General features: G+C 59.1%; 19 protein-coding genes. 13 read left to right on the top strand and 6 right to left on the bottom strand.

Translation table 11 applies throughout. The annotated features are described in order from the left end of the window. Window positions 1-246: 246 nt before the first annotated feature. From rpoB to pepF, 4 genes are all read left to right on the top strand, one after another. The gene (rpoB, locus tag B5D32_RS06425) at window positions 247-4,071 is read left to right on the top strand and encodes a DNA-directed RNA polymerase subunit beta (RefSeq protein ID WP_078784256.1); all 3,825 of its coding nucleotides are present in this window, start codon (window positions 247-249) and stop codon (window positions 4,069-4,071) included. 45 nt (window positions 4,072-4,116) lie between these two features. Continuing rightward, window positions 4,117-7,719, top strand: coding sequence for a DNA-directed RNA polymerase subunit beta' (gene rpoC / locus B5D32_RS06420; protein ID WP_078784255.1), 3,603 nt, complete (start codon window positions 4,117-4,119; stop codon window positions 7,717-7,719). 131 nt (window positions 7,720-7,850) lie between these two features. Beyond that, window positions 7,851-8,201, top strand: a complete 351-nt coding sequence (locus tag B5D32_RS06415; RefSeq protein WP_078784254.1) for an arsenate reductase family protein — start codon at window positions 7,851-7,853, stop codon at window positions 8,199-8,201. Window positions 8,202-8,323: 122 nt separating this feature from the next. After that, the gene (gene pepF, locus B5D32_RS06410) at window positions 8,324-10,126 is read left to right on the top strand and encodes an oligoendopeptidase F (protein ID WP_078784253.1); all 1,803 of its coding nucleotides are present in this window, start codon (window positions 8,324-8,326) and stop codon (window positions 10,124-10,126) included. 224 nt (window positions 10,127-10,350) lie between these two features. On the opposite strand, the gene B5D32_RS06405 is transcribed toward pepF, so the two are convergent. Then, entirely contained in the window at window positions 10,351-10,797 is a 447-nt protein-coding gene (locus tag B5D32_RS06405; protein WP_078784252.1) for a hypothetical protein, read from the bottom strand. Between the two features lie 483 nt (window positions 10,798-11,280). Here B5D32_RS06405 and rpsL point away from each other — a divergent pair, with 483 nt between their 5' ends. The 8 genes from rpsL (at window position 11,281) to B5D32_RS06365 (ending at window position 19,605) form a co-directional block, all read left to right on the top strand. Further along, a complete protein-coding gene (gene rpsL, locus B5D32_RS06400) occupies window positions 11,281-11,706 on the top strand; it encodes a 30S ribosomal protein S12 (RefSeq protein WP_078784251.1) in 426 nt (141 codons plus the stop codon). Window positions 11,707-11,815: 109 nt separating this feature from the next. Then, window positions 11,816-12,286, top strand: coding sequence for a 30S ribosomal protein S7 (gene rpsG / locus B5D32_RS06395; protein WP_078784250.1), 471 nt, complete (start codon window positions 11,816-11,818; stop codon window positions 12,284-12,286). 24 nt (window positions 12,287-12,310) lie between these two features. Beyond that, window positions 12,311-14,437, top strand: coding sequence for an elongation factor G (fusA, locus tag B5D32_RS06390; protein ID WP_078784249.1), 2,127 nt, complete (start codon window positions 12,311-12,313; stop codon window positions 14,435-14,437). A 108-nt stretch (window positions 14,438-14,545) separates the two neighbouring features. Further along, a complete protein-coding gene (gene tuf / locus B5D32_RS06385) occupies window positions 14,546-15,751 on the top strand; it encodes an elongation factor Tu (RefSeq protein ID WP_078784248.1) in 1,206 nt (401 codons plus the stop codon). A 703-nt stretch (window positions 15,752-16,454) separates the two neighbouring features. Further along, window positions 16,455-17,114, top strand: coding sequence for an amino acid ABC transporter permease (locus B5D32_RS06380; RefSeq protein ID WP_078784247.1), 660 nt, complete (start codon window positions 16,455-16,457; stop codon window positions 17,112-17,114). Beyond that, window positions 17,095-17,769, top strand: a complete 675-nt coding sequence (locus tag B5D32_RS06375) for an amino acid ABC transporter permease (protein ID WP_078784246.1) — start codon at window positions 17,095-17,097, stop codon at window positions 17,767-17,769. Before B5D32_RS06380 ends, B5D32_RS06375 begins: the two co-directional genes overlap by 20 nt. A 6-nt stretch (window positions 17,770-17,775) precedes the next feature. Then, a complete protein-coding gene (locus B5D32_RS06370; RefSeq protein WP_078784245.1) occupies window positions 17,776-18,525 on the top strand; it encodes an amino acid ABC transporter ATP-binding protein in 750 nt (249 codons plus the stop codon). A gap of 201 nt (window positions 18,526-18,726) precedes the next feature. Then, window positions 18,727-19,605, top strand: a complete 879-nt coding sequence (locus B5D32_RS06365) for a transporter substrate-binding domain-containing protein (protein WP_078784244.1) — start codon at window positions 18,727-18,729, stop codon at window positions 19,603-19,605. 64 nt (window positions 19,606-19,669) lie between these two features. On the opposite strand, the gene B5D32_RS06360 is transcribed toward B5D32_RS06365, so the two are convergent. Genes B5D32_RS06360 through B5D32_RS06345 form a run of 4 tightly spaced genes read right to left on the bottom strand, consistent with a single transcriptional unit; the run spans window position 19,670 to window position 24,192 of the window. Beyond that, the gene (locus tag B5D32_RS06360; RefSeq protein ID WP_078784243.1) at window positions 19,670-20,644 is read right to left on the bottom strand and encodes a pectinesterase family protein; all 975 of its coding nucleotides are present in this window, start codon (window positions 20,642-20,644) and stop codon (window positions 19,670-19,672) included. Continuing rightward, window positions 20,641-21,471 carry a sugar phosphate isomerase/epimerase family protein gene (locus tag B5D32_RS06355; RefSeq protein WP_078784242.1) on the bottom strand — a complete coding sequence of 277 codons (831 nt, stop codon included), beginning with the start codon at window positions 21,469-21,471 and terminating at the stop codon, window positions 20,641-20,643. Before B5D32_RS06355 ends, B5D32_RS06360 begins: the two co-directional genes overlap by 4 nt. A 12-nt stretch (window positions 21,472-21,483) precedes the next feature. Then, the gene (locus B5D32_RS06350) at window positions 21,484-22,635 is read right to left on the bottom strand and encodes a glycoside hydrolase family 88/105 protein (RefSeq protein WP_078784241.1); all 1,152 of its coding nucleotides are present in this window, start codon (window positions 22,633-22,635) and stop codon (window positions 21,484-21,486) included. 3 nt (window positions 22,636-22,638) lie between these two features. After that, window positions 22,639-24,192, bottom strand: coding sequence for a glycoside hydrolase family 28 protein (locus tag B5D32_RS06345; protein WP_078784240.1), 1,554 nt, complete (start codon window positions 24,190-24,192; stop codon window positions 22,639-22,641). Window positions 24,193-24,322: 130 nt separating this feature from the next. On the opposite strand from B5D32_RS06345, the gene B5D32_RS06340 reads away from it, so the two are divergent. After that, the gene (locus B5D32_RS06340; protein ID WP_078784239.1) at window positions 24,323-25,186 is read left to right on the top strand and encodes an AraC family transcriptional regulator; all 864 of its coding nucleotides are present in this window, start codon (window positions 24,323-24,325) and stop codon (window positions 25,184-25,186) included. 317 nt (window positions 25,187-25,503) lie between these two features. Here the strand turns inward: B5D32_RS06340 and B5D32_RS06335 are convergent, their stop codons facing one another. Beyond that, window positions 25,504-26,364: a carbohydrate ABC transporter permease gene (locus tag B5D32_RS06335; RefSeq protein ID WP_078784238.1), complete on the bottom strand. Its 861-nt coding sequence runs from the start codon at window positions 26,362-26,364 to the stop codon at window positions 25,504-25,506. Window positions 26,365-26,371 lie beyond the last annotated feature (7 nt).

The raw sequence follows: 26,371 nt of genomic DNA, 5'->3' as shown, positions 1-26,371 counted from the left end.
CGTCCGGGCGTTCGATGAAACGGAAAAACTTCATAAAAAAGCCGAAAAACCCTTGACAGCAAGCCATTTACCCTGTATACTAAAACAGTATCACAAAAATGGAATAGAGCGCCCTAAAGGAATTTTGCAAAATCTGTAAAATCAAAAAGTTTGTGAAAAACGACGAATATGCCGCAGTTTCACAGCCGCCTTTCGGGTCGCTTTCGCCAACTTTGTCAATCTATGGAATAGGAGTGGTCGCGTTTTATGGTAAAGGTCAAGCCCGTACAAAACGGCAGAACGACCCGCATGAGCTTTTCCCACATCAACGAAGTGATTGGTATGCCCAATCTGATCGAGATCCAGAAAAACTCTTACAACTGGTTCCTGGAGGAGGGCCTGCATGAGGTCTTCCACGACATTGCCGCGATCGAGGACTACACCGGCAACCTCGTGCTGGAGTTCGTCGATTACCGGCTGGACAAGAACCCCAAGTATTCTATTAAAGAATGCAAAGAGCGGGATGCCACGTATGCGGCACCCCTGTACGTCACGGCCCGTCTGTTCAACAAGCAGACCGGCGAGGTGAAGGAGCAGGAGATCTTCATGGGCGACTTCCCGCTCATGACCGACGCCGGTACCTTCATCTCCAACGGTGCCGAGCGTGCCATCGTCTCCCAGTTGGTCCGTTCTCCCGGCGTTTTCTACGGCTCCAGCAAGGACCGTACCGGCAAGGACCTGTTCACCGCCACCATGAACCCCAACCGCGGCGCCTGGCTGGAGTATGAGACGGACTCCTCTGACGTTTACTACGTCCGTATCGATAAGAACCGCAAGCTGCCCGTTACCACGCTGCTGCGTGCCCTGGGCCTGTCCACCGATGAGCAGATCAAGCAGTTCTTCGGCGATTCCGAGCCGAAGATCAACGCCTCTCTCGAGAAGGATATCACCCACAACACCGAGGAGGGCCTGCTCGAGGTCTACCGCAAGCTGCGCCCCGGTGAGCCCCCGACGGTGGAAAACTCCCGCGCGCACCTGAACAACCTGTTCTTTGACCCGCGCCGTTACGACCTGGCTCGTTTTGGCCGCTATAAGATGAACAACAAGCTCAGCCTGACCCGCCGCATTGCCGGTTATAAGGCTGCCGAGGACATCATCGCCCCGCTGACCGGCGAGCTGCTGGCCGCCAAGGGCGAGAAGATCAACATGGCCAAGGCCGAGGAGATCGATAACGCCGGTGTTACCCGCGTTACCATCCTCGTTGAGAAGAAGGGCGAGGAGCCCCGCCCGTTCATTGTCATCTCCAACGGCTGCGTCAACGCCCAGAACTTCTTCAGCTTCGACGTCGAGGCCGAGGCCGGTGTCAATGAGCGTGCCAACTTTGCCGAGATCCGCAAGATCCTCGACACCACCTCCGATGTGGAGGAGCAGAAGGAGCTGCTGCGCCAGAACCACGATGTTCTGATCAGCCGCACCGTCACCGTCGATGACATCTTTGCCTCCGTCAACTACCTGCTGGGCCTTGACCACGGCATCGGCACCACCGATGAGATCGACCATCTGGGCAACCGCCGCGTCCGCAGCGTCGGTGAGCTGCTGCAGAACCAGTTCCGCATCGGCTTCTCCCGCATGGAGCGCGTCATCCGTGAGCGCATGACCCTGCAGAATCAGGAAAACGGCGAGATCACCCCGCAGAGCCTCGTCAACATCCGCCCCGTCGTCGCCGCCATCAAGGAGTTCATCGGTTCCAGCCCGCTGTCCCAGTTCATGGACCAGAACAACCCGCTGGCCGAGTTGACCCACAAGCGCCGTCTGTCCGCTCTGGGCCCCGGCGGTCTGTCCCGTGACCGCGCAGGCTTCGAGGTCCGCGACGTTCACTACACCCACTATGGCCGTCTGTGCCCCATCGAGACGCCTGAAGGCCCGAACATCGGTCTGATCTCCTATCTGGCCACCTACGCCAAGATCAACAAGTACGGCTTTGTTGAGGCCCCGTACCGCAAGGTCGACAAGGCCACCGGCACTGTCACCGATGAGGTCGTCTATATGACCGCCGACGAGGAGGACGAGTATATCGTCGCTCAGGCCAACGAGCCGCTGGACGAGAACAACCACTTCGTCCGTCCCCGCGTCTCCGGCCGCCACCGCAACGACATCCAGGAGTTCGACGCTTCTCAGGTCGACTACATGGACGTTTCTCCGCGTATGATGGTTTCCGTCGCTACGGCCTGCATCCCGTTCCTCGAGAACGACGACTGCAACCGTGCACTGATGGGCTCCAACATGCAGCGTCAGGCCGTGCCTCTGATGGTCACCCAGCAGCCGCTGGTCGCCACCGGCATGGAGTACAAGGCCGCCACCGACTCCGGTGTCTGCGTCCTGGCCGCCCATGACGGCACCGTTGAGTATGTCGACGCCGACAAGATCATTGTCCGCTGCGCCGACGGCTCCGCCGACACCTATGAACTCATCAAGTTCATGCGCTCCAACCAGGGCAACTGCAACAACCAGCGCCCCATCGTCAATGTGGGCGAGACCGTCAAGGCCGGCGACGTGCTGGCCGACGGCCCCGCGACTCGCAACGGCGAGATCAGCCTGGGCAAGAACGCCCTGATCGGCTTCATGACCTGGGAGGGCTACAACTACGAGGACGCCGTCCTGCTGAACGAGAAGCTCGTCCGCGAGGATGTCTACACCTCCATCCACATTGAAGAATATGAGACCGAGGCCCGCGACACGAAGCTCGGACCCGAGGAGATCACCCGCGACATCCCGAACGTCGGCGATGACGCGCTGAAGGACCTCGATGACCGCGGCATCATCCGCATCGGTGCCGAGGTCAAGACCGGTGACATCCTCGTCGGCAAGGTCACCCCGAAGGGCGAGACCGAGCTGACCGCCGAGGAGCGCCTGCTGCGCGCCATCTTCGGCGAGAAGGCCCGCGAGGTCCGCGACACCTCCCTGCGTGTGCCCCACGGTGCCTACGGCATCGTTGTCGATGTCAAGGTCTTTACCCCCGAGAACAGCGACGAGCTGCAGCCCGGCGTGCGTATGTGCGTGCGCTGCTACATCGCCCAGAAGCGTAAGATCAGCGTCGGCGATAAGATGGCAGGCCGTCACGGCAACAAGGGTGTTGTTTCCCGCATTCTGCCGCAGGAGGATATGCCTTTCCTGCCCGACGGCACCCCGCTGGACATCGTGCTGAACCCCCTGGGCGTTCCCTCCCGTATGAACATCGGTCAGGTCCTGGAGGTCAACCTGGGCTACGTTGCCAAGGCACTGGGCTGGAAGGTCCAGACCCCCGTCTTTGACGGTGCGCACGAGTCCGACCTGCGCGACTGCTTCGCCGAGGCCCGCGAGAAGTGGCACGGCGAAAACGCGCCCGAGTACCCGACCCACCTGGACCGCCTGATGGGCGAGAAAGGCCATGTCATCGACTTCTCCAAGATCGATCTGACCGACGACGGCAAGACCACCCTGTATGATGGCCGTACCGGTGAACAGTTCCCCAGCAAGGTCACGGTAGGCTATATGTACTACCTGAAGCTGCATCACCTGGTCGACGATAAGATCCATGCCCGTTCCACCGGCCCCTACTCCATGGTCACCCAGCAGCCTCTGGGCGGCAAGGCGCAGTTCGGCGGCCAGCGCTTCGGCGAGATGGAAGTCTGGGCGCTGGAAGCTTACGGCGCCGCTTACACCCTGCAGGAGATCCTGACCATCAAGTCCGACGACGTCGTGGGCCGTGTCAAGACCTACGAGGCCATCGTCAAGGGCGAGCCGATCCCGCGCCCCGGTATCCCCGAGAGCTTCCGCGTTATGCTCAAAGAGCTGCAGAGCCTTGGTCTGGATATTGTTGTGCAGGATAAGGAAGGCAACGCCGTCGATATGCGTCAGGAGTTTGACGACGATGACAGCAGCTTTGAGAACAATGACTACGACCTGGGCGATAACGTCATGGTCGAGAGTGAGCTGCAGGACGATTACAGCGTCAAGGACGCCGACGAAGGCTTTGACGATGATCTGGATGAGGATGCCGGCCCCACGGCTGACGACCTCGCCGCCATCGAGTCTGATTCCTTCGACGATTGATCGAATTGCATCGTGTGTCATATTGAATTTGAGAGGGTTCGCTGAATGGAAAATAAAGAATTCGATTCGATTAAGATCGGCCTTGCCTCCCCGGACCAGATCCGTGCCTGGAGCTACGGCGAGGTCACCAAGCCCGAAACCATCAATTACCGCACCCTGAAGCCGGAGCGCGACGGCCTGTACTGCGAGCGCATTTTTGGACCTACCAAGGACTGGGAATGCCACTGCGGCAAGTATAAGCGCATCCGCTACAAGGGTAAGATCTGCGACAAGTGCGGCGTCGAGGTCACCCGCGCCAAGGTCCGCCGTGAGCGCATGGGCCACATCGAGTTGGCCGCGCCTGTCTCGCACATCTGGTATTTCAAGGGCATTCCCAGCCGCATCGGCCTGATGCTGGACATCAGCCCCCGTCAGCTGGACAAGGTCCTGTATTTCGCCAACTACATTGTCACCGACCCCGGCTTCACGCCGCTGGAGAAAAAGCAGCTGCTGACCGAGCGCGAGTACAAGGAGATGCGCGAAAAGTACGAGGATACGTTTGAAGCCGGTATGGGTGCCGAAGCCATCCAGAAGCTGCTGGCCGAGATCGACCTCGACAAGCTGAGCAAGGAGCTGCGTGAGGAGCTCGAGCATGCCAACGGCCAGAAGCGCGTCCGCCTGCTGAAGCGCCTTGAGTGCGTTGAGAGCTTCCTCGAGAGCAACCAGCGCCCCGAGTGGATGATCATGACGGTCATCCCCGTCATTCCGCCGGATCTGCGCCCCCTGCTGCAGCTGGACGGCGGCCGCTTTGCGACCTCCGACCTGAACGATCTGTACCGCCGCGTCATCAACCGCAACAACCGCCTGAAGCGTCTGCTGGAGCTCGGTGCGCCCGACATCATCGTCCGCAACGAGAAGCGTATGCTGCAGGAGGCCGTTGACGCCCTGATCGACAATGGCCGCCGCGGCCGCCCGGTCACCGGCGCGAACAACCGCGCACTGAAGTCCCTGTCCGATATGCTGAAGGGCAAGCAGGGCCGCTTCCGCCAGAACCTGCTGGGCAAGCGTGTTGACTACTCCGGCCGTTCCGTTATCGTCGTCGGCCCCGAGCTGAAGATGTATCAGTGCGGCCTGCCCAAGGAGATGGCCCTCGAGCTGTTCAAGCCCTTCGTCATGAAGGATCTGGTCGAGAAGGAGAAGGCCAACAACATCAAGTCTGCCCGCAAGATGGTCGAGCGCGCCCGCCCCGAGGTCTGGGATTCCCTCGAGACCGTCATCAAGGGCCACCCCGTCCTGCTGAACCGTGCACCTACGCTGCACCGTCTGGGCATTCAGGCCTTTGAGCCTGTCCTGGTCGAGGGCCGTGCCATCAAGCTGCACCCCCTGGTCTGCACCCCCTTCAACGCTGACTTCGACGGCGACCAGATGGCTGTTCACCTGCCGCTGTCCACCGAGGCCCAGCGCGAGGCCAAGATGCTGATGCTGGCCTCCGGCAACCTGCTGAAGCCCTCTGACGGTGAGCCCGTCACCGTGCCCACGCAGGATATGATCCTGGGCAGCTACTATCTGACCCTCGTCAACCCCGACGATAAGGGCCACGGCAAGATCTTCCGCGACGAGGACGAGGCCATGATGGCCTATTCCGAGGGCCTCATCACGCTGCAGGCACCCATCAAGGTGCGCCGCACGATGGTCTTTGACGGCGTTGCGGAGACCGGCCTGGTCGATACCACGATGGGCCAGATCATCTTCAACACCCCCATCCCGCAGGATCTGGGCTACGTGGACCGCACCAATCCCGCCACCAAGTTCGACTACGAGATGAACCCCCGCACCCTCAAGATCGCATCCGGCGGCAAGAGCGACAAGCTGACGAAGAAGGGCCTGCCCGACATCATCAGCCGCTGCCTGACGAAGCACGGCACCAAGACCTGCGCCATGATGCTGGATCAGATCAAGGCTCAGGGCTACAAGTACTCCACCCTGTCTGCCATCACCGTCGCTGTTCCCGATGCTATTATGCCTGACGAGAAGCCGGAAATTCTGGCTGCCGCCGATAAGAAGATCGAGAAGGTCATGAAGAACTTCAACCGCGGCCTGATCTCCGATGAGGAGCGCTACCGCAAGACGGTTGAGATCTGGCAGGCCGCCACGGAGGAGGTCTCCGAGGCTCTGAGCGAAAACCTGAAGAAGAACCACCAGCGCAACCCCATCTATATGATGTCCGATTCCGGTGCCCGTGGTTCTATGGACCAGATCAAGCAGCTGGCCGGTATGCGCGGCCTGCTGGCCAATACTGCCGGTAAGACGCTGGAGATGCCTATCCGCGCCAACTACCGTGAGGGCCTGAATATCCTGGAATACTTCATCTCCTCCCGAGGCGCTCGTAAGGGTCTGGCCGATACCGCTCTGCGTACCGCTGACTCCGGCTACCTGACCCGCCGTCTGGTCGATGTCTCTCAGGAAGTCATCATCCGCGAGGAGGACTGCCACGCTACCGAGGGCATCTGGGTCCGCGAGATCAGCGAGGGCAACTCTGTTGTCGAGAGCTTCAAGGAGCGTCTGAACGGCCGCTACTCCCTGCATGATGTGCACGATCCCGCCACGGGTGAGCTGCTCGTCAGCAAGGAAAAGATGATGGATATGTTCGACGCCGAGAAGATCGTCAACGCCGGTATTACCGAGCTGGAGATCCGCTCCGTCATGACCTGCCGTGCACATGTCGGCGTCTGCGCCCACTGCTACGGTTCCAACATGTCCAACGGTGAATGTGTCAAGGTCGGTGAGTCTGTCGGTATCATTGCCGCAGAGTCCATCGGTGAGCCCGGTACCCAGCTGACCATGCGTACCTTCCATACCGGCGGTATCGCATCTGCCGAAGACATCACCCAGGGTCTTCCCCGCGTTGAGGAACTGTTTGAGAGCCGTCGCCCGAAGGCAATGGCCATCATGTCCGAGATCGCCGGTACGGTCCACATCGACGATACCAAAAAGAGCCGCCATGCCGAGATCACCGGCACGGACGAGAACGGCGCTCCGGTTACCAAGAGCTACCTGATCCCGTTCGGCCAGCGCCTCAAGGTCATGGAAGGCGACGAGGTCGCCAAGGGCGCACTGCTGACCGAGGGTCATGCTTACCCGCAGGACATCCTCGCCATCCAGGGCCCCATCGCCACCCAGAACTACCTGATCAGCGAGGTCCAGAAGGTCTACCGTCTGCAGGGCGTTGACATCAACGATAAGCATATCGAGGTCATCGTCCGCCAGATGATGCGTAAGGTCCGCATTGAGGATTCCGGCTCCAGCGACTTTATCATGGGCAGCATCGTGAACCGCCGCGATGTCATGATCAAGAACGAGGAGATCCAGGCCCGCATTGATGCCGGTGAGACTGATCTGAAGCTCGTTCAGGCCAGCCAGGTCCTGCTTGGCATCACCAAGTCCAGTCTGGCTACCGACTCCTTCCTGTCCGCTGCGTCCTTCCAGGAGACCACTCGTGTCCTGACCGAGGCCGCTATCAAGGGCAAGGTCGACCCGCTGGCCGGCCTGAAGGAAAACGTCATCATCGGTAAGCTCATCCCCGCCGGTACTGGTCTGCCGGAGGTCGAGGAGGAGCTCGTCCAGGCCGAGATCGCCCGCGACGCCGCCGAGGCAGCCTACGACCACTAAATAAACCGCAAAGGATTCCCGCCGCCACGGCGGGAATCCTTTTTTGCATACCGTCCGCGATTGACACACACTTGCAAAACAGTTATAATAAACTCACCGACAGCAAAACGATACAAAAGGGAAGTGACACCATGCTGTTTCTGCAATACCCGCCGTGCTCCACCTGCCAAAAGGCCAAAAAGTGGCTCGACGACCACGGCATCGAGTACACCGCCCGCCACATTAAAGAGGACAACCCCACCGCCGACGAGCTGCGCGAATGGGTCGCCCGCAGCGGCCTGCCCCTCAAGCGGTTCTTCAACACGAGCGGCCTAGTCTACAAAAATCTGGGCCTGAAGGACAAGCTGCCGACCATGACCGAGGACGAGCAGATCGCCCTGCTGGCGTCGGACGGTATGCTCGTCAAGCGCCCGCTGCTGGTGGGCGACGATTTTGTCCTGCCCGGCTTTAAGCCGGCCGAGTGGGAAAACGCTCTTTTGTAACCTGTAGGGACGGATTCCATATCCGCTCGTGGAAGCTTCCGCTGCCGCGAACTGGCACGGGAGGCCGATATCCGCCCCTGCATCCTCAGCATAGCAAAATTTTTTATAATAAGGAGAAAACTATGCCCGAAATTCTAAAAGAACGCAGTGAACTGGACCCGCAATTTCAGTGGGACCTGACCCCGATGTTCGAGAGCGACGCCGCGTGGGAAACCGCGCTGGACAGCCTCGACGCGGACATTGAAAGCCTGGCAGCCTTCGCCGGTAAGCTGACCGATGCCGTTACGATTGGCGCATACCTCGACGCTTCCACCGAGGTGGGCCGCAAGGTCGAGCGCCTCTACTGCTACGCCTCCCAGCGCCATGACGAGGACACCCGCGACGACAAGGCCCAGAGCATGTACGCCCGCATCGGCAGCAAGTACGTCAAGATGGCCGCCGCGCTGTCCTTTGCCCAGCCGGAGATCCTGTCCCTGCCCGAGGAGACGCTGACCGCCATCGTCAACGATCCCGCCGTCGCGGACTACAAATTCAACCTCGAGGATCTGCTGCGCGGCAAGCCCCACACCCTGACCAAGGCTGAGGAAAAGCTGCTGGCCAGCTTCGGCGAGGTCATGTCTGCGCCGTCCGAGATCTACCACAATCTGGAGGACGCCGATCTGCTGTTTGATGCCGTCAAGGACGGCAGCGGCGAGACCGTCGAGGTCACCGGCTCCAACTTTGTGCCGCTGGAGATGAGCACGGACCGCACCCTGCGAGAAAACGCCTTCCACAGCTACTACAAGAGCTACCGCGAGCACATCAACACCTTCGCCGCGTCCTACGCCGGTGCCATCAAGGCTGCCACCGCCGAGGCCGCCGCCCGCAATTACCCGTCCTCCCGCGCGATGGCCATGGCGGGGGAGAATGTGCCCGCCGAGGTCTACGACAACCTCGTCGCCACGGTCCGCAAACATATTCCCGCCATGCACCGCTATGTCCGTCTGCGCAAAAAGATGCTGGGCGTTGACGCGCTGCACTTCTATGACGTCTACGCTCCGCTGGTCGGCGATCTGAAAAAATCCTACAGCTACGAGACCGCACAGGAGATGGTCCTGAAGGCCGTTGCGCCCTTGGGCGAGGACTACCAGGCAACCGTCCGCAAGGCCTATGCCGAGCGCTGGATCGACGTTTACCCCAACCGCGGCAAGCGCGGCGGCGCGTACTCCGGCGGCTGCTATGACTCCAACCCCTATATCCTGCTGAATTTCAGCGGCACGCTGGACAGTGTCTCGACGCTGGCACATGAGATGGGCCACACGATCCACAGCTGGCGCTCCCGCCAGCATCAGCCGCCGCAGTACGCGGACTACACGCTGTTTGTCGCCGAGGTCGCGTCCACCGTCAACGAGAATTTGCTCATCGAGCAGCTGCTTGCCAACGAGAACGACCCCCAGACCCGCCTCTATCTGCTGAACCAGTATCTGGAAAACTTCAAGGGCACGGTCTACCGCCAGACGATGTTTGCCGAGTTCGAGCGCGAGGCCCACGCCATGGTCGAGCGCGGTGAAGCCCTGAACGCCGCCGCCCTGAACGCCCTGTACAAACGCCTTGTCACCGACTATTTCGGCAACGATATGGTCATCGACGACGAGATCCAGTATGAGTGGGCGCGCATCCCGCACTTCTACCGTCCGTTCTACGTTTACAAGTATGCCACCGGCTACTCCACCGCTGTCGCCCTGTCCGAGGGCATCCTGAAAGAGGGCGAGCCCGCCGTCAAGCGCTACAAGGAGTTCCTCTCCATGGGCGGCAGTGCTTACCCGCTGGACGAGCTGCGCCACGCCGGTGTTGACCTGGCCACCCCGGCCCCCGTGGACGCCGCCCTCGAGAAGTTCGAGCGCATCCTCGACGATGCCGAGGCCACGCTGGCAAAGCTGCAGTAAACCCCATTTGCCCGTTGCCCCTCTTGGCCCCCTCTGCGAGGGGGCTCCGCCCGCAGGCGGTGGGGGAGAGAACTTTGTGGTCGCACGAAATAGTTAGGGCCGCCGCAAGGCTCTCTCCCACCGGCCCTGCGGGGCCACCTCCCTCGCAGATGGAGGCAAGAAAATAGCAACAAAAAAGCGGAGCGCCTTTCCCGGCGCTCCGCTCCTATTATAATAAGGTAGAATTACTTGCCCAGCACGGCCTTGATGTATGCGGCCTCACGTGCGGCGATCTGATCCTGATACGCCTTCACGGCCTTCGCATAGGCGGCCTCGCGTGCATCAGCCTTGGCCTGCGTGGCCTTGCCTGCGGCAATTACCGCGGCGACGCGCGCGTCAGCCTGGGACTGGGCAGCCTTGCCCGCGGCGATGACGGCCAGACAGTCTGCATCGGCCTTCGCCTGGGCAGCCTTGGCGGCCTTCAGAATTGCGGCGCTGTCGGCGTCTGCCTTGGCCTTTGCATTCTTGGAATAAGCATCCACCGCTGCAGTGTAGGCGGCTTCCTTCGCGGCGATCTGAGCCTGGTAGGCCTTGACGGCGGCGATATAATCGCTGTTGGCATCTGCAAAAACAGGTACAGCGAAGGCGGATACCATGCACAGGGAAATCAGGATAGCAAGCAGTTTCTTCATTGTCAGGACCTCCTCAAAAATGTAGCGTCAGAACTTGCATGGCCGGAACTGTTCCGGTTTTGTCTGTATCTTCATTATAGCAAAGCGGGGGACACAATGCAACAGAAATCGACTCGTCAAGTCCATGAATCTGACGGCTTGTTTTTGTGCAAAATGTATATTTGTCTCTGGTAAATAGACAAAACGCGCACGGACGGCAGCCGGCCGCGCGGCGGCGGGGGGAGACGGTCCGCTTCATTCTATGCGCGGACTTACCAAAATGCAACGCTGCCGCCCAAACCGGCGCAAGATTTGCACATTTTGCTTCAGAAATGAAAAATTCTCCGTATTGCACGATTTTTTCAAGATTTTTTTGGCAATACTCTTGACATTCCGGCCGGGATGCTGTAATATAATCATTGCGTGAGATGCGGGGTATAGTGCGGCCATCTGGCCGGACGACCTGCAAAAAGCGCGTGAATAAGTGAAGAAAGGAGAAAAGAAATGCCTACTTTTAACCAGCTCGTGCGCAAAGGCCGTGAGGTTCTGGTCAAAAAGAGCACCGCGCCTGCCCTTCTGAAGAGCTACAACTCCCAGAAAAAGGAGTACACCAACCTCAACAGCCCGCAGAAGCGTGGTGTCTGCACTGCCGTGCGTACCATGACCCCCAAGAAGCCTAACTCTGCTCTGCGTAAAGTTGCCCGTGTCCGCCTGACGAATGGTATCGAGGTCACCTCTTACATTCCCGGTATCGGCCATAACCTGCAGGAGCACAGCGTTGTTCTGATCCGCGGCGGTCGTGTCAAGGATCTGCCCGGTGTCCGTTACCACATCATCCGTGGTACTCTGGATACCCAGGGTGTTGCGAACCGTAATCAGGCCCGCAGCAAATACGGTGCTAAGCGCCCCAAGGCCGGTGCCAAGAAGTAAGGAAACATCTTTTCGCCATAAAATAGGCCAACGCCTTTTTTGTGGCACAACGGGAGTTTCTTAACTTTCGAGTACCGATGATATCATTTATGTGAAGGAGGGAAGAAAGATGCCCAGAAGAGGTAATGTCGCGAAACGCGAAGTTCTGGCCGATCCTATTTACAATTCCAAGGTTGTCACCCGCCTGGTCAACTACATCATGCTGGATGGCAAGAAAGGTGTTGCGCAGGAGATCGTTTACGATGCATTCGACATCGTGAAGGAAAAGACCGGCAACGACCCGCTCGAGATGTTCGAGAAGGCAATGGAGAACATCATGCCTAACCTCGAGTGCAAGACCCGCCGTGTCGGCGGCGCTAACTATCAGGTTCCTCTGGAAGTTAGCCCTGCCCGCCGCGAGACCCTCGGCCTGCGCTGGCTGACCGCTTACAGCCGCGCCCGTGGCGAGAAGACCATGTCTGCTCGTCTGGCTGCTGAGATCATCGACGCCACCAACGGTGTCGGCGGCTCTGTCAAGAAGCGCGAGGATACGCACAAGATGGCCGAGGCCAACAAGGCTTTTGCCCACTATCGTTATTGATTCGCTGTCGAGGAGGTATAAGCCATGGCTACGCCGAGAGATGTATCTCTGCAAATGACCCGTAACATCGGTATCATGGCCCACATCGACGCAGGTAAGACCACCACCACCGAGCGCATCCTGTACTACACCGGTATCAACCATAAGATCGGTGAGGTTCATGACGGCGCTGCTACGATGGACTGGATGGAACAGGAGCAGGAGCGTGGTATCACCATCACTTCCGCTGCTACCACCTGCTATTGGAGCCATACCGAGACCCAGCACGATCCGGCTCTCTTCAAGAAGAACCGCCATCGTATCAACATCATCGACACCCCGGGTCACGTTGACTTCACTGTTGAGGTTCAGCGTTCTCTGCGTGTTCTGGACGGTTCCGTTACCGTTCTGGCCGCTAAGGGCGGTGTTGAGCCGCAGTCTGAGACCGTTTGGCGTCAGGCTGACGAGTACAAGGTTCCCCGCATGGTGTACGTCAACAAGATGGACACCATGGGTGCCGATTTCTACCGCTGCGTTCAGATGCTCCATGATCGTCTGCACGCCAACGGTGTGCCCATCCAGCTGCCCGTCGGTCAGGAGGATACCTTCAAGGGTATTATCGACCTGATCGATATGCAGGCTGACATCTACTATGATGACATGGGCAATGACGTCCGCGTTGAGCCTATCCCCGAGGATATGCAGGAGAAGGCTCAGGAGTACCATGACAAGCTGATCGAGGCTGTTGCCGAGACCGACGAAGAGCTCATGATGAAGTACCTGGAAGGCGAAGAGCTGACCAAGGAAGAAATCAAGGCTGCTCTGCGTAAGGCTACCATCTCTAACGAGATCGTTCCCGTTGTCTGCGGCTCCTCCTACAAGAACCGCGGCGTTCAGAAGCTGCTGGATGCCATTGTTGACTACATGCCGGCTCCTACCGACGTTGCAGCCATCAAGGGCACCAACCCCGAGACCGGCGAGGAGGAGGATCGTATCTCCTCCGACGACCAGCCGTTCGCAGCTCTGGCCTTCAAGATCATGACTGACCCGTATGTCGGTAAGCTCTGCTTCTTCCGTGTGTACTCCGGTACGCTGGACGCAGGCACCACCGTCTACAACTCTGTCAAGGATAACAACGAGCGTATCGGCCGTATCCTGCAGATGCACGCCAACAACCGTAAGGACATCGACACCGTTTACGCGGGCGATATTGCGGCTGCTGTCGGTCTGAAGAATACCACCACCGGTGACACGCTGTGCGACGAGAAGCACCCCATCATTCTGGAGTCCATGAACTTCCCGGAGCCCGTTATCCGCGTTGCCATCGAGCCCAAGACCAAGGCCGGCTCTGAGAAGATGGGCATTGCGCTGGCAAAGCTCGCTGAAGAAGACCCGACCTTCCGCACCTGGACCGATGAGGAGACCGGCCAGACGATCATCGCCGGCATGGGCGAGCTCCATCTGGAGATCATCGTTGACCGTCTGCTCCGTGAGTTTAAGGTCGAGGCCAACGTTGGCGCTCCCCAGGTTGCTTACCGCGAGACCATTCGCAAGGAAGCCAACCAGGAGACCAAGTACGCCCGCCAGTCCGGCGGTAAGGGCCAGTATGGTCACGTTAAGATCAAGCTGGAGCCCAACCCCGGCAAGGGTTATGAGTTCGTCAACGGTGTCGTTGGCGGCGCTATCCCGAAGGAATATATCCCCGCTGTTGACAATGGTATCCAGGGCGCGATGAAGTCCGGTGTTCTCGCCGGCTATCCCGTCGTTGATGTCAAGGTCACCTTGTGGGATGGTTCTTATCATGAGGTCGACTCCTCTGAAATGGCGTTCTCCATCGCTGGTTCTATGGCATTCAAGGATGCCATGAAGAAGTGCGATCCCGTCATCATGGAGCCCATCATGAAGGTCAATGTTATCGTGCCCGATGAGTACATGGGCAACGTTATCGGCGACCTGAACAGCCGCCGCGGCCAGATCACCAACCAGGAGTCCCAGGACGGTACCGCCCGCGTGACTGCTATGGTTCCTCTGTCCGAGATGTTCGGCTACGCCACCGACCTGCGTTCCAAGACCCAGGGCCGTGGCCAGTACTCCATGGAGCCTGATGAGTATCAGCAGGTTCCCAAGAGCGTTGCCGACAAGATCATGGCCGAGCGCGCTCACAAAGTCTGATTTTATAAGTCATACTTCATAAAATAGACTTGCAATTTCTCTTTAAATTTTGTATGATAGTCTTACGCAAGACTACCAATATGTTTTAATTAAAGGAGGACACTTCCAATGGCTGAAAAGGAAAAATTTGACCGCTCTTTGGAGCACGTCAACATTGGCACCATCGGTCACGTTGACCACGGCAAGACCACTCTGACCGCTGCCATCACCAAGACTCTGGCTCTGAAGGGCGACGCCGACTTCATGGATTACTCCAGCATCGACAAGGCTCCCGAGGAGAAGGCTCGTGGTATCACGATCAACACCGCTCACGTTGAGTACCACACCGAGAAGCGTCACTACGCCCACGTTGACTGCCCGGGCCATGCTGACTACATCAAGAACATGATCACCGGTGCTGCTCAGATGGACGGCGCTATCCTGGTCGTCGCTGCTACCGATGGTCCCATGCCCCAGACCCGTGAGCACATCCTGCTCGCCCGTCAGGTCGGCGTGCCCAAGATCGTTGTCTTCATGAACAAGTGCGACATGGTCGACGACGAGGAGCTGCTGGATCTGGTCGAGATGGAGATCCGTGAGCTGCTGAGCGAGTACGACTTCGATGGCGACAACACCCCCATCATCCGTGGTTCTGCTCTGAAGGCTCTGGAGTCCACCAGCACCGATCCCAACGCCCCCGAGTACAAGTGCATTTGGGAGCTGATGGACGCTGTTGACAGCTACATCCCCACTCCTGATCGTGCTGCTGACAAGCCCTTCCTGATGCCCGTTGAGGACGTCATGACCATTTCTGGCCGTGGCACCGTCGCCACCGGTCGTGTCGAGCGTGGTACTGCCCACGTCGGCGACCAGATGGAGATCGTCGGTATCAAGGAAGAGAAGATGACCACCACCATCACCGGCCTCGAGATGTTCCGCAAGAGCCTGGAGTTCGCTCAGGCTGGCGATAACATCGGCGCCCTGCTGCGTGGCGTTGACCGTGACCAGATCGAGCGTGGCCAGTGCCTGTGCCAGCCCGGCTCTGTTCATCCCCACACCACCTTCGACGGCCACGTTTACGTCCTGAAGAAGGAAGAGGGCGGCCGTCATACCCCGTTCTTCAACAACTATCGTCCTCAGTTCTACTTCCGCACCACCGACGTTACCGGCATCATCACCCTGCCCGAGGGCACCGAGATGTGCATGCCCGGCGACAACGTCGATATGCATGTTGAGCTGATCACCCCCGTTGCCATGGAAGAGGGCCTGCGTTTTGCTATCCGCGAGGGCGGCCACACCGTTGGTTCCGGCGTTGTTTCCAAGATCGAGAAGTAATTTCTTGCTCTGAAAAGCAATACAAAGGGCGCTGTCCGCAAGGGCAGCGCCCTTTTTTGGTGCGCCCCCACGTCATAAAACACATTGCGCCGCGTTTGTGCACTCTACACAAACGCGGCGCAATTATTTTGCAGAAAAAGCCAAATAAAAAGCCAAAAACCTATTGACATTCTAGGTATATAGGTATATTATACTGGCATCGGGTTTGAACAATGCAAACCAAAAACAGGAAAGGGGAATACCGCTATGTCCGCTATGTGTTGTTGTCGTATGCGCTGTCACCGGGCATGGTCTGTGGGGCCTACCAGAACCCCCATGTGTTGAACCTGACCTTTGTCCGGGAACCCTCGCAGAGAAGGCCCGGATTTTTTTGTGCCTAAGGCAACACCGCATAATTCCCGCCTTACGGCTTAAGCACCGCTCCGGCGGCTGCGGCACGGCATCTGCGTTGCCAAAATGCTCGATAATGTCGGGTTGCGGTACCCGCATCGTGCTTCGGGGCAAAAGCCCCTCGCACTCTGCGACCGCTGCCCCTGCTTCGGTTCGCTGCATCCGCCACTGGCGGCGCTCACCTTTGCAGCACAAAGTATTATCTGCGCTTTTGGCTTAGCAGCTGCCGCACCTCGCTCGCCGTATCGGCACTTAGAATTATGCGGTATTGCCCTAAATTTGTTCGTGACCCGATAGGGAAGGGGAGACTTTTGTGGATTGGAATGTGGTCGCACAGTACCTGCCGCTGTTTGAAAAAGCGGCGTGGCTGACCCTGCGTCTGGGGCTGGCAGGTATCGCGCTGGCTATTGTCATCGGGCTGGTCTGCGCACTGGTCCAGTATTATAAGGTGTCTGTGCTGCGCCGCGTCGTCGGCTTTTACATCCAGCTCAGCCGCAACACGCCGCTCCTGGTCCAGTTGTTTTTCATCTATTATGGTTTGCCGAAGATCGGCATCAGGACTGACGCTGCGGTCTGCGGCATTGCAGGTCTGGCGTTTCTGGGCGGCAGCTACATGGTAGAGGCGTTCCGCAGCGGGCTGGAATCCATCGAGCCGATCCAGACCGAGAGCGCCTACAGCCTTGGCATGGACCGGATGCAGACGATGCGCTACGTCATCCTGCCGCAGGCTATGTCCACCAGCGTCCCGGCGTTCGTTGCCAATGTCATTTTCCTTTTAAAGGAAACCAGCGTGTTCAGCGCTATCAGCCTGATGGACCTGATGTTCACGGCGAAGGACCTCATCGGCCTGTACTACAAAACCACCGAGAGCCTGTTCCTTCTTGTGGTCTTTTACCTGCTGATCCTGCTCCCGGTTTCGCTGCTGGGGTCTCTGCTGGAAAGGAGGCTGCGCTATGCCGGATTTGGGGCTTAACGTACTGCTCAAGGGCAAAAACATGGCCCGCCTGCTGGGCGGCCTGTGGGTGGCCCTGCGCATCAGCCTGCTTTCCGTCGCCATCAGCATCCCGCTGGGCATCCTGCTGGGCGTGCTGATGAGCGGCAAAAACCCCGTTGTAAAAGCCATCCTGCGGGTTTATCTCGAAATCATCCGCATTATGCCGCAGATGGTGCTGCTGTTCCTTGTGTTTTTCGGCACGACCCGCGCGTGGGGCTGGGACCTCTCGGGCGAGACGGCATCCGTCGTCGTGTTTGTGCTGTGGGGCACGGCAGAGATGAGCGACCTTGTGAGAGGCGCGCTGATCTCCATCCCGAAGCACCAGTATGAGAGCAGCGAGGCGCTGGGCCTGACGAAGGCGCAGACCTATTGGTACATCATCATTCCGCAGACGGTGCGCCGCCTGATCCCGTTGAGCATCAACCTGATCACTCGTATGATCAAGACCACCAGCCTTGTGCTGATGATCGGTGTCGTCGAGGTGCTGAAGGTCGCGCAGCAGATCATTGAGGCCAACCGCATGGCCAGCCCGAACGCTGCATTCGGCATCTATCTGGTCGTGTTCCTGCTGTATTTCCTCACCTGCTGGCCCATCAGCCTGCTGGCATCGTACTTAGAGAAAAAATGGAGGTAAGGAACCATGGCAGAACCGATTTTGACCGTAGAGCATCTGGTCAAGGGCTATGGGGAAAATACCGTGCTGGATGACGTCAGCTTTTCCGTCCGTCCCGGCGAGGTCGTCGTGGTGGTAGGCCCCAGCGGCTGCGGCAAGAGCACGCTGCTGCGCTGCATCAACGCGCTGGAGCCCACCCAGAGCGGGCGCGTCCGTCTGGGCAATGAGACTGTTGCCTACGGCGGCAAGGGGCTGACGAGTCTGCGCCAGCGCATCGGCATGGTATTCCAGAGCTATGAGCTGTTCCCGCATCTGACCGTGCTGGACAACGTTATGCTGGCTCCGCTCAAGGTGGCCAAGCGTCCCAAAGACGAGGTACAGAAGGAAGCCGAGGCCCTGCTGGACCGCGTGAACCTGCTGAACAAGGCCAGGAGCTACCCGCGGGAGCTGTCCGGCGGCCAGAAGCAGCGCGTTGCCATCGTCCGCGCACTGGCGATGCACCCTGAAATTTTGTTGTTCGATGAAGTGACTGCAGCCCTTGACCCCGAAATGGTCCGCGAGGTGCTGGACGTTATGCTCGATTTGGCGAAGCAGGGCCGCACGATGATCATTGTCACCCACGAGATGCAGTTTGCCCGCGCGATTGCGGATCGTGTCATTTTCCTGGACGGCGGCAAAATCGTCGAGGAGAGCACGCCGGAGGCGTTCTTCGACCACCCCAAGACAGAGCGCGCGCAGAAGTTCCTGCGCACCTTCACCTTTGACAGTGTGAAGTGATCCCCCGTAAATGGCACAAAGATAGTAGGGGCGAGCACTGCTCGCCCGTGCAGCTATACGCAGCCAAGCATTGTCCGGTTGGCCTCTTAATGCAGGCAATCGGGCAGCGGGCGGGCAATGCCCGCCCCTACAACATAGATTCTCTTTTGTGGAAAGAAATACATAGAGGAAAACGAAAGACGAAAAAAGGAGGATATCACCATGAAAAAAGCAACCAAATTGACCGCCGCGGCCCTGGCCGCAACCCTGAGCCTGTCTCTGGCCGCCTGCGGCAGCAGCGCCTCCACGGGCACTGCCTCGACCTCGGCATCCGCCGACGGTGTTGTTTACCGCACGCTGGACGAGATCAAGGCGGACGGCACGATCAATATCGGCGTTTTCTCTGACAAGAACCCGTTCGGCTACGTCGATGAAAACGGCGAGTATCAGGGCTATGACATCTACTTTGCCAACCGCCTGGCCGAGGATCTGGGCGTCAAGGTGAACTACGTCTCCACCGAGGCCGCCAACCGCATCGAGTACCTGCAGACCGGCAAGGTCGATGTCATTCTGGCCAACTTCACGGTCACGCCGGAGCGTGCCGAGGAGGTCGATTTTGCGCTGCCCTACATGAACGTTGCACTGGGCGTCGTTTCCCCGGACTCCAACGTCATCACGTCGCTGGACAGCTGGAACGCCGATGACCAGATGATCGTCATCTCCGGCACTACTGCAGAGACCTACCTGACCCAGAACTATCCTGACATCCCGCTGCAGAAGTATGACTCCTACGCCACGGCCAAGAGCGCGATGGAGAACGGCGGTGTGGCCTGGGCCAACGACAACACCGAGGTCATTGCGTTTGCCAGCCAGAACCACGGCTACACTGTCGGCATCCCGTCCCTGGGCAGCCAGGACACGATTGCCCCCGCCGTCAGCAAGGGCAATGAGACGCTGCTGAATGCCATCAACGACGAGATCAAGGCTCTGGGCAAGGAAAATTTCTTCCACGCCGACTATGAGGCCACTCTCGTTGACACCTACGGCACTGACTATGAGGACAGCCTCGTGGTCGAGGGCGGCGAGACGAGCGCACAGTAAAAGGGGAAGGCCTAGGAAAGCAAAAGGCGGCAGACCACAAACGGTCTGCCGCTTTTTCTATGCCTTATTCCACGCCAAATTCCGCTTTTACCCGCGCGTACATCTCCCGCTGGGCGTTCGCTTCGTTGTCGTCATCCACGCTGCCAAAGGCGCGCTTGGCGGCGCTGCCGGGGCCGGTGGAACCGTGCTCACCAAAGCGGGCGGTCTTTTCGTTCTCGGGGTCACGCCAGTTGTCCCAGCCGTCGGCGCAGACCTCGTCGCTCAACGCGCAGTCCAGCCAGTAGCAGGCCGCGTCCGCGCGCCAGGGGCGGCCCAGATAGACGCTGCCGGGCGCACAGCTGCCCTGCACGGTGCAGTTCACAAACAGGTAGCCGGGCTTGCCTGCGGGCGTGCTGGGAGCCGTGATATAACAGGTGCCGCTGATGTGGTGCCACGGCTCAAGGCGGCAGGTGTCGAACACAGCGTTTGCACCGCCAAAGATAAAGTCGATGTTGCCGCGGATCGTGCAGTTTTTGTAGTACTGCACGGTGTCCAGTCGGGGCGTGCTCTCCCGCGGGCCGCGGAAGCCGTTCTTCTCGCGCTCCTGCAGGGGCAGGGGAGCGGTGAACAGCGTGTCCTGGTTGCCGTAGAGGTTTACATTCTCCATCAGCACGCGGCTTGCGTCGGCGTAGACGGCCAGTGCCTGACCGGCCTTTGCGCCGTCCCCGGCGTTGTTCTGCACGGTCAGGTTGCGCACAACGGCCCTGCCGCCGCCCAGAAACAGCGTTGCGCTGCGGAAGGTGCCGGTCTTGACCTCGCCCGGCCACGGGTCACGCCCGCCCACAGACGCCGTGATAACTGTCGCGTTGCGGTACTCGCCCTCGATGACATAGTCCGCCAGCACAATGAAGGGCCGTTCCTCGTAGATGCCGTGCCTGATGTAGAACCGCACCGGCTCGTCCGGCGTGGCCGCACAGGCAGCAACGGCCTCGGTCAGCGTGCGGTAGTCGCCCGCGCCGCTCTCGTCAACGACCAATGTTTTGCGTTCCGTTTCTGTCATGCAAAAAATCCTCTCATAAATGCAATATCGTTGCCAGCGCGGGCTGGCACAGCCTCCTCACGCAGCACGGGCAGAGCGTCCTGCGGCAGCTGCCGCAGCATGGCGAATGCACCCGCGTAGTCGGTCAGGCTGTCCTCCAGGCTCGTGTGGAGCAGCCCGCCGTCCGGCGCAAAGGCCTGCCCCTTGAAGTGGACGGCCACGATCTGGTCGCCCAGCAGCTCGCCCACGTCGTTCCAGATGCGGTCCTGCGCGCCGACGTTCCCGGCATCCACCAGATTGCTCATGTCAAAGATGACCTTCAGGTTCGGGCTGCGCATCGTGTCCAAAATATGCCGCGTCGCGGCGGCGGAGTTCATACTGTGGTAGGTCACAGGCTCTACGGCGACGGTCACGCCCAGGGCCTCGGCGGCGGGCAGAATGTCCGCCAGACTGCGGCAGAGCAGCTCCTGCGCTTCCTCGCGGGTCGTACCGGCAGGCTGCTTTTCCATGCTGGTCGTCTCGGTGCCGATGCACCCGGCACCCAGCGCCTTGCAGACGGCCAGCTGGCTCTTGAAGTCCGACGCATTCTTCAAACGGCTCTCGTCGTTGATGGCCAGCTCCACGTAGGTTCCCAGCACGGCCACCTGAATGCTGTGCGCCTTTTCGGCGGCGACGGTCTCGGCAACCAGCGCGTCGGTCACGTCCGCATAGCTCCTGACGGACGGCACACACTTTTTATAGGCCAGCTGCACAGCGGCAAAGCCGTCGGCGGCAACGCGCCCGAACAGCTCGTCCGGGCTGCCCTTGCCGTAGTCGTGCAGGCGGGCACCGACGATAAATTTCGGCATAGTGTGCCCTCCTTACTGCTTTTGTGCGGCCAGAATTTCCGTGTAGGCCAGCAGCAGCGGGCCTACGCCCTTGGCGTCGTTCTCGACGATGGGCTCACTGAAATAGTACGCCAGACTGCCATCGCGGCGGGTCGCGCCGCCGAGACCGGCCACCAGACAGATGCCGCCAAGCTGCAAAGCGCCGTCCGCGCCCACGCCCAGATGGCGGTCACAGGTGCCGTAGAACGCCTTCTCACCGTAGGCCGTGTAGCGCTTGGGCAGGTAGCCCAGACGCACGCCCTTGAGCACGGCGTAGGCGAACAGTGCGCTGCCGGAGGTCTCAAGGTAGTTGCCTTCGACCCCGGCCTTGTCTACGACCTGCCAGAACATGCCGCTCTCGGCATCCTGGAAGGCGATCATCGCGTCCACCGCGTCCTTCAGCATTGCCATGATGGCGCGGTACTCGTAGTAAAGCTGGTTGTCCATCCGCTCCAACGTGTCTACCATGGCCACCAGGAACCAGCCCATGGCGCGCAGCCAGAAGTTGGCGCTGCAGCCGGTCTCGGGGTTCGCCCAGTACATCTCGCGGCTCTCGTCGTAGCCGTGGTAGTACAGGCCGGTCTTGGCGTCCTTCATGTGCTTCTGGATGTTCATGAACTGCTTGTAGCTGTCAATGCAGCCGTGCATCCCGTTGCAGCGTGTCTCATACTCCATGTAGAAGGGCTGGGCCATGTAAGTGCCGTCCAGCCAGACCTGGTTGGGATAGATCTTCTTGTGCCAGAAGTTGCCCTCCTTCGTGCGGGGCTGGGTCTCCAGCTGGCCGCGGATCGTCTCAATGGCGTCGCGGTAGCGCTGGTCGCCGGTCAGGTCGTACAGCGTAAACAGGTTTTTGCCCTGGTTGACGTTGTCCAGATTGTACTCGGCGGGGTCGTAGGTCTCAATGACGCCGTTGTCCTTGACAAAGTAGTCCAGAAACTTCTTGGAGAAGTCCAAAAACTTCTCGTCGCCGGTAGTCTTGTACAGGCTCAGGCAGGCAGTGATCATGCAGCCGTCGATGTAATTCCACTTGTTGGGCTTGCCGCTGCGGACCTTCTCGATGTTCCAGAGCGGTGCCTCGGCGGTGGAGCCTGCGATCAGGTAGTCCACGTAATGGCCCAGCGTGGTCAGAATCTCTTCATGGGTCATGGCTCAGTCCTCCTCAAAGCTATCTACGTTTGTCAGTTGCAGGCGCTCACCCTCGTAGCCGGTAATCGCAACGTTGTGCAGCTCAATTTTATGCACGTTCTCGGCATGGACGCCCACCTTGCAGGAGGCATCCGCGCCGCACATCATGGCGGCCTGACCGGCTTTAGCGTCCGGTGCAAAGCTGATTTTTACGTTGTGCATCTTGACACCCTCGATCGGGTGCTCGGGCAGGCCGCTGAACCAACAGCCTGCGTACTGGGCGTCGGTGGCCGTGATGTTTTCCATCTCCAGCGTGCCCAGTGTCGGGGTCATCTCGTCGACAGGCAGGGCCTCGTGGGTCTGCACATAGTCGCTGCGGCCATCGGGGTCGCAGAAATAGAACATGTTGATGACAAACGGCGCCAGCACGCCATCCATAACGACGTCACGGAATACCAGCCCGTCGATGATGGCGTACTTGCCGCGCCCGCGGCGGGTCTTGACACGCAGACCCCGGTCCGTATGGTCCATCAGGCACTGGGTCACGGTGACGTTCTTGACGCCGCCGCTCATCTCGCTGCCGATGACAAGGCCGCCGTGGCCGCGGCTCAGGCAGCAGTTGCGGATGATAACGTTCTCACAGGGAACATGCAGCTTCATGCCTAAGAACAGCTTACCGGATTTCAGCGCGATGCAGTCGTCACCGACGTGTACATGGTTGCCGATGATGTTGACATTCTTGCAGCTCTCGGGGTCGATGCCGTCGGTGTTGGGGCTTGTGGAACTGTTGCGGATGCGGATGTTCAGGATGTCCACATTCTCGGAGTAGGTCGGGTGGATGGTCCAGGAATAGCTGTTGCAGACCAGAACGCCGTGCAGCACGACGTTTTTGGCACCGCTGGTGAAGAACAGGCGCGGACGCCAGGCAATATTATTTTTCTTCGGGTTCTGGTACCAGTCGCCGTTCTGGGCGTTGGCGTCAATCGTGCCCTCGCCGGTGATCGTCACGTTCTCGGCGTTGATGACGTTGATAAGACCCGCAAAGCTGTCCAGCGGGTTGCCCTCCCACAGACCGAGGTAGTGCTCGTCCTTCTCGTTATGGCAGGGGAGAACACCGGGCAGAATGGGGTAGTCAGTGCGGTTGGTGCCGCCCAGCAGCGTGCAGCCCTTTTCGAGATACAGCGTCGTGCTGCTCTGCAAAAACAGGCTTTGGGTGCGGTAGGTGCCGGCGGGCACGTAGACCGTGCCGCCCGCGGGGCAGGTGGACAGCGCCGCCTGCAACTTGGCTGTGTTGTCGGTCACGCCGTCGGCGACGAGGCCGTAGCGGGAGGCATCCACGAAGAAGCTCTCCTCCGCGGTGGTAAAGTCCAGCGTATCGGTCACGCCGTCAAGGGTGACGGCCAGCGTGTAGCTGCGGCCCGGATCCAGCGAATAGAGTGAGAACACATTCGTATCGCCCCCACAGACTGTGGCGCCGTCCAATGAGACTGTATAAGGAGCCGGGGCGCGGTAGCAGCCGGAGTTGACCAGCTCAAACACTGCGCTGCGCGCCATAGAACGTACAAGCGTGATTTTCATGTGTGAACCCCCAAGTGTTCAAAAATAGTATAAAAATAGTTTGAAAAACAGCAAAAAATGTGCTATTCTAAAAAAGACAACAATAACCAATCGCCGGGTGCCCCGCACCACGGCAGTGAGGAGCAGCGTTATGGTTTCGGAATATGTCTACTCGCCCCACGTTGACTTTTTTATTGACCGCGTGGACCGTGACTCCGGGTATGAGATGGCCAGCTTCCATATCCATCATAAATACGAGATCTATTATGAGATAGAGGGCAGCCGCCGCTATTTTATTGAGGATGCCGCCTATATCGTCAACGCGGGATGTGTGGTGCTGATCGGTGAAAACCAGATCCACAAGACTGCCTCGCTCGGCGACACAGCCTCGAGCCGTATCGTGATGAATTTCAGCCGCGAGTACCTCGACAAAATTATGGACATCTTCCCGGAGGTGGACTTCTTCTCCTTCTTGAGTGAGGAGCATAACCACCTGCTGTCAAATATCACAGTCAAGCAGCAGAACCACATCCAGGGCCTGCTGCAGCAGCTGCTGGCCCTGCAGGAGGAAACCTCCCCGGAATCCGATGCACTGCGCAAGATGCTGCTGGCCACGCTTTTGCTGGAGCTCAAGGATCTCTGCCGCCAGCAGCAGGAGCAGGGCGGCGAGAATGGCCGCGTCAGCAACCACATTGTGGATCAGATCCAGGCCTATATCGCCGAGCACTACGCCGAGAAGCTGACCCTGACCGGCATCGCCAGTCAGTTCTATATCAGCCCGTATTATCTGAGCCGCCTTTTCAAGAAGTCCATCAACCTCTCGCTCATCGAGTATATCAACGGCGTGCGCATCAAGGCCGCGCAGAACCTCATTGAGAAGTCGAACGAGAGCATCTCGGACATTGCGGAAAAGACCGGCTTTATGACGACGGCGCATTTCCGCCGCGTCTTTAAAGATGCCACGGGCCTTTCGCCCCAGCAGTACCGGCAGTATTATAAGAGAGTGAATAAGTAAGAACAGGGAAGCGCTCCGCAAGGGGCGCTTTTTCATTAGGCTTCCCCATCGGGGGAAGCTGTCCGCGCAGCGGACTGATGAGGGCAAACCTTGCAGCCGCAGCCCGTATACGGGTAATAGCGGTACAGTCTCGCCTCATCCGGCCTCGGGCGGAGCCTCGGCCACCTTCCCCTCCGGGGAAGGCTCTCTATCATACAACCCCTCCGCCCGCCAGGGCAGGGGAGTCCGGTTTTCAAAATAAAGGCTGCCCCGTACCCCATTCCTGTGGTACGGGGCAGCCGTGTGCTACAATAGATTTTGGACTGCCAAAGCGGCGTTTAGCCCTTCACGGCGCCGGCGGAGATGCCGTCGATGAAGGCATCCTGTGCGCAGAAGAAAACGACCAACTGCGGGATGATGGAGATCAGGGACAGTGCCAGGATACGGTTCCAGTTGAAACCGCTGTCAGCATCCATGGACAGCTTGACGAAGATGGACATCGGGTACTTGCTGGGGGTCTGGACGTAAAGCAGGGGACCCATGTAGTCGTTGCAGCTCCACATGAACTGGAACAGACCGCAGGCCACCAGAGAGGGGCTCAGCATCGGGGCGATGATCTTGTACAGGATCTTGACCGGGCCGCAGCCGTCGATGGCGGCAGCCTCGTCCAGATCGTGGGGGATGCTGCGCATGAACTGGACCAGCTGGTAGACGAAGTAAGTCTCCGTCGCAAACAGGGTGGGCACCCACAGGGGCAGGTAGAAGGGGCTGTTGATCCAGCCGAAGGAGTTGTACATCAGGTACTGGGGAACGTTCAGAACGACCTGCGGCAGGAACAGGGTGGAGATCATGATGCCGAACAGCATATCGCGGCCTTTGAACTTAAAGCGGCTGAAGCCGTAAGCGGCAATGACCGAGCTGATAACGGTGAAGATGACCTTGGGGATAACGAAGCTGTAGGTGTTGATGAAGGCGCGCCAGATGCTGATGTCGCCGCCGTAGTTCTGGGTGACGGCGTCAATGTAGCCCTGCAGCGTGGGGTTCGCGGTCAGGAAGCCGATGCCGGCGAAGATCTCGGCGTTGGACTTGAAGGTGGCACCCACCATCCAGACCAGCGGGTAGATCATGATGACGCCGACAAGGATCAGCACAAAGTACTGGAAGAAACGGCCGATTTTATGGGCGGTAGAAAGTTTCATTTTTCAT

Source organism: Gemmiger formicilis (genome assembly GCF_900167555.1).
Lineage (GTDB): Bacteria > Bacillota > Clostridia > Oscillospirales > Ruminococcaceae > Gemmiger > Gemmiger formicilis.
Note: the sequence above shows the minus strand (reverse complement) of the source record. Positions and strands in the feature narration are given on the sequence as shown.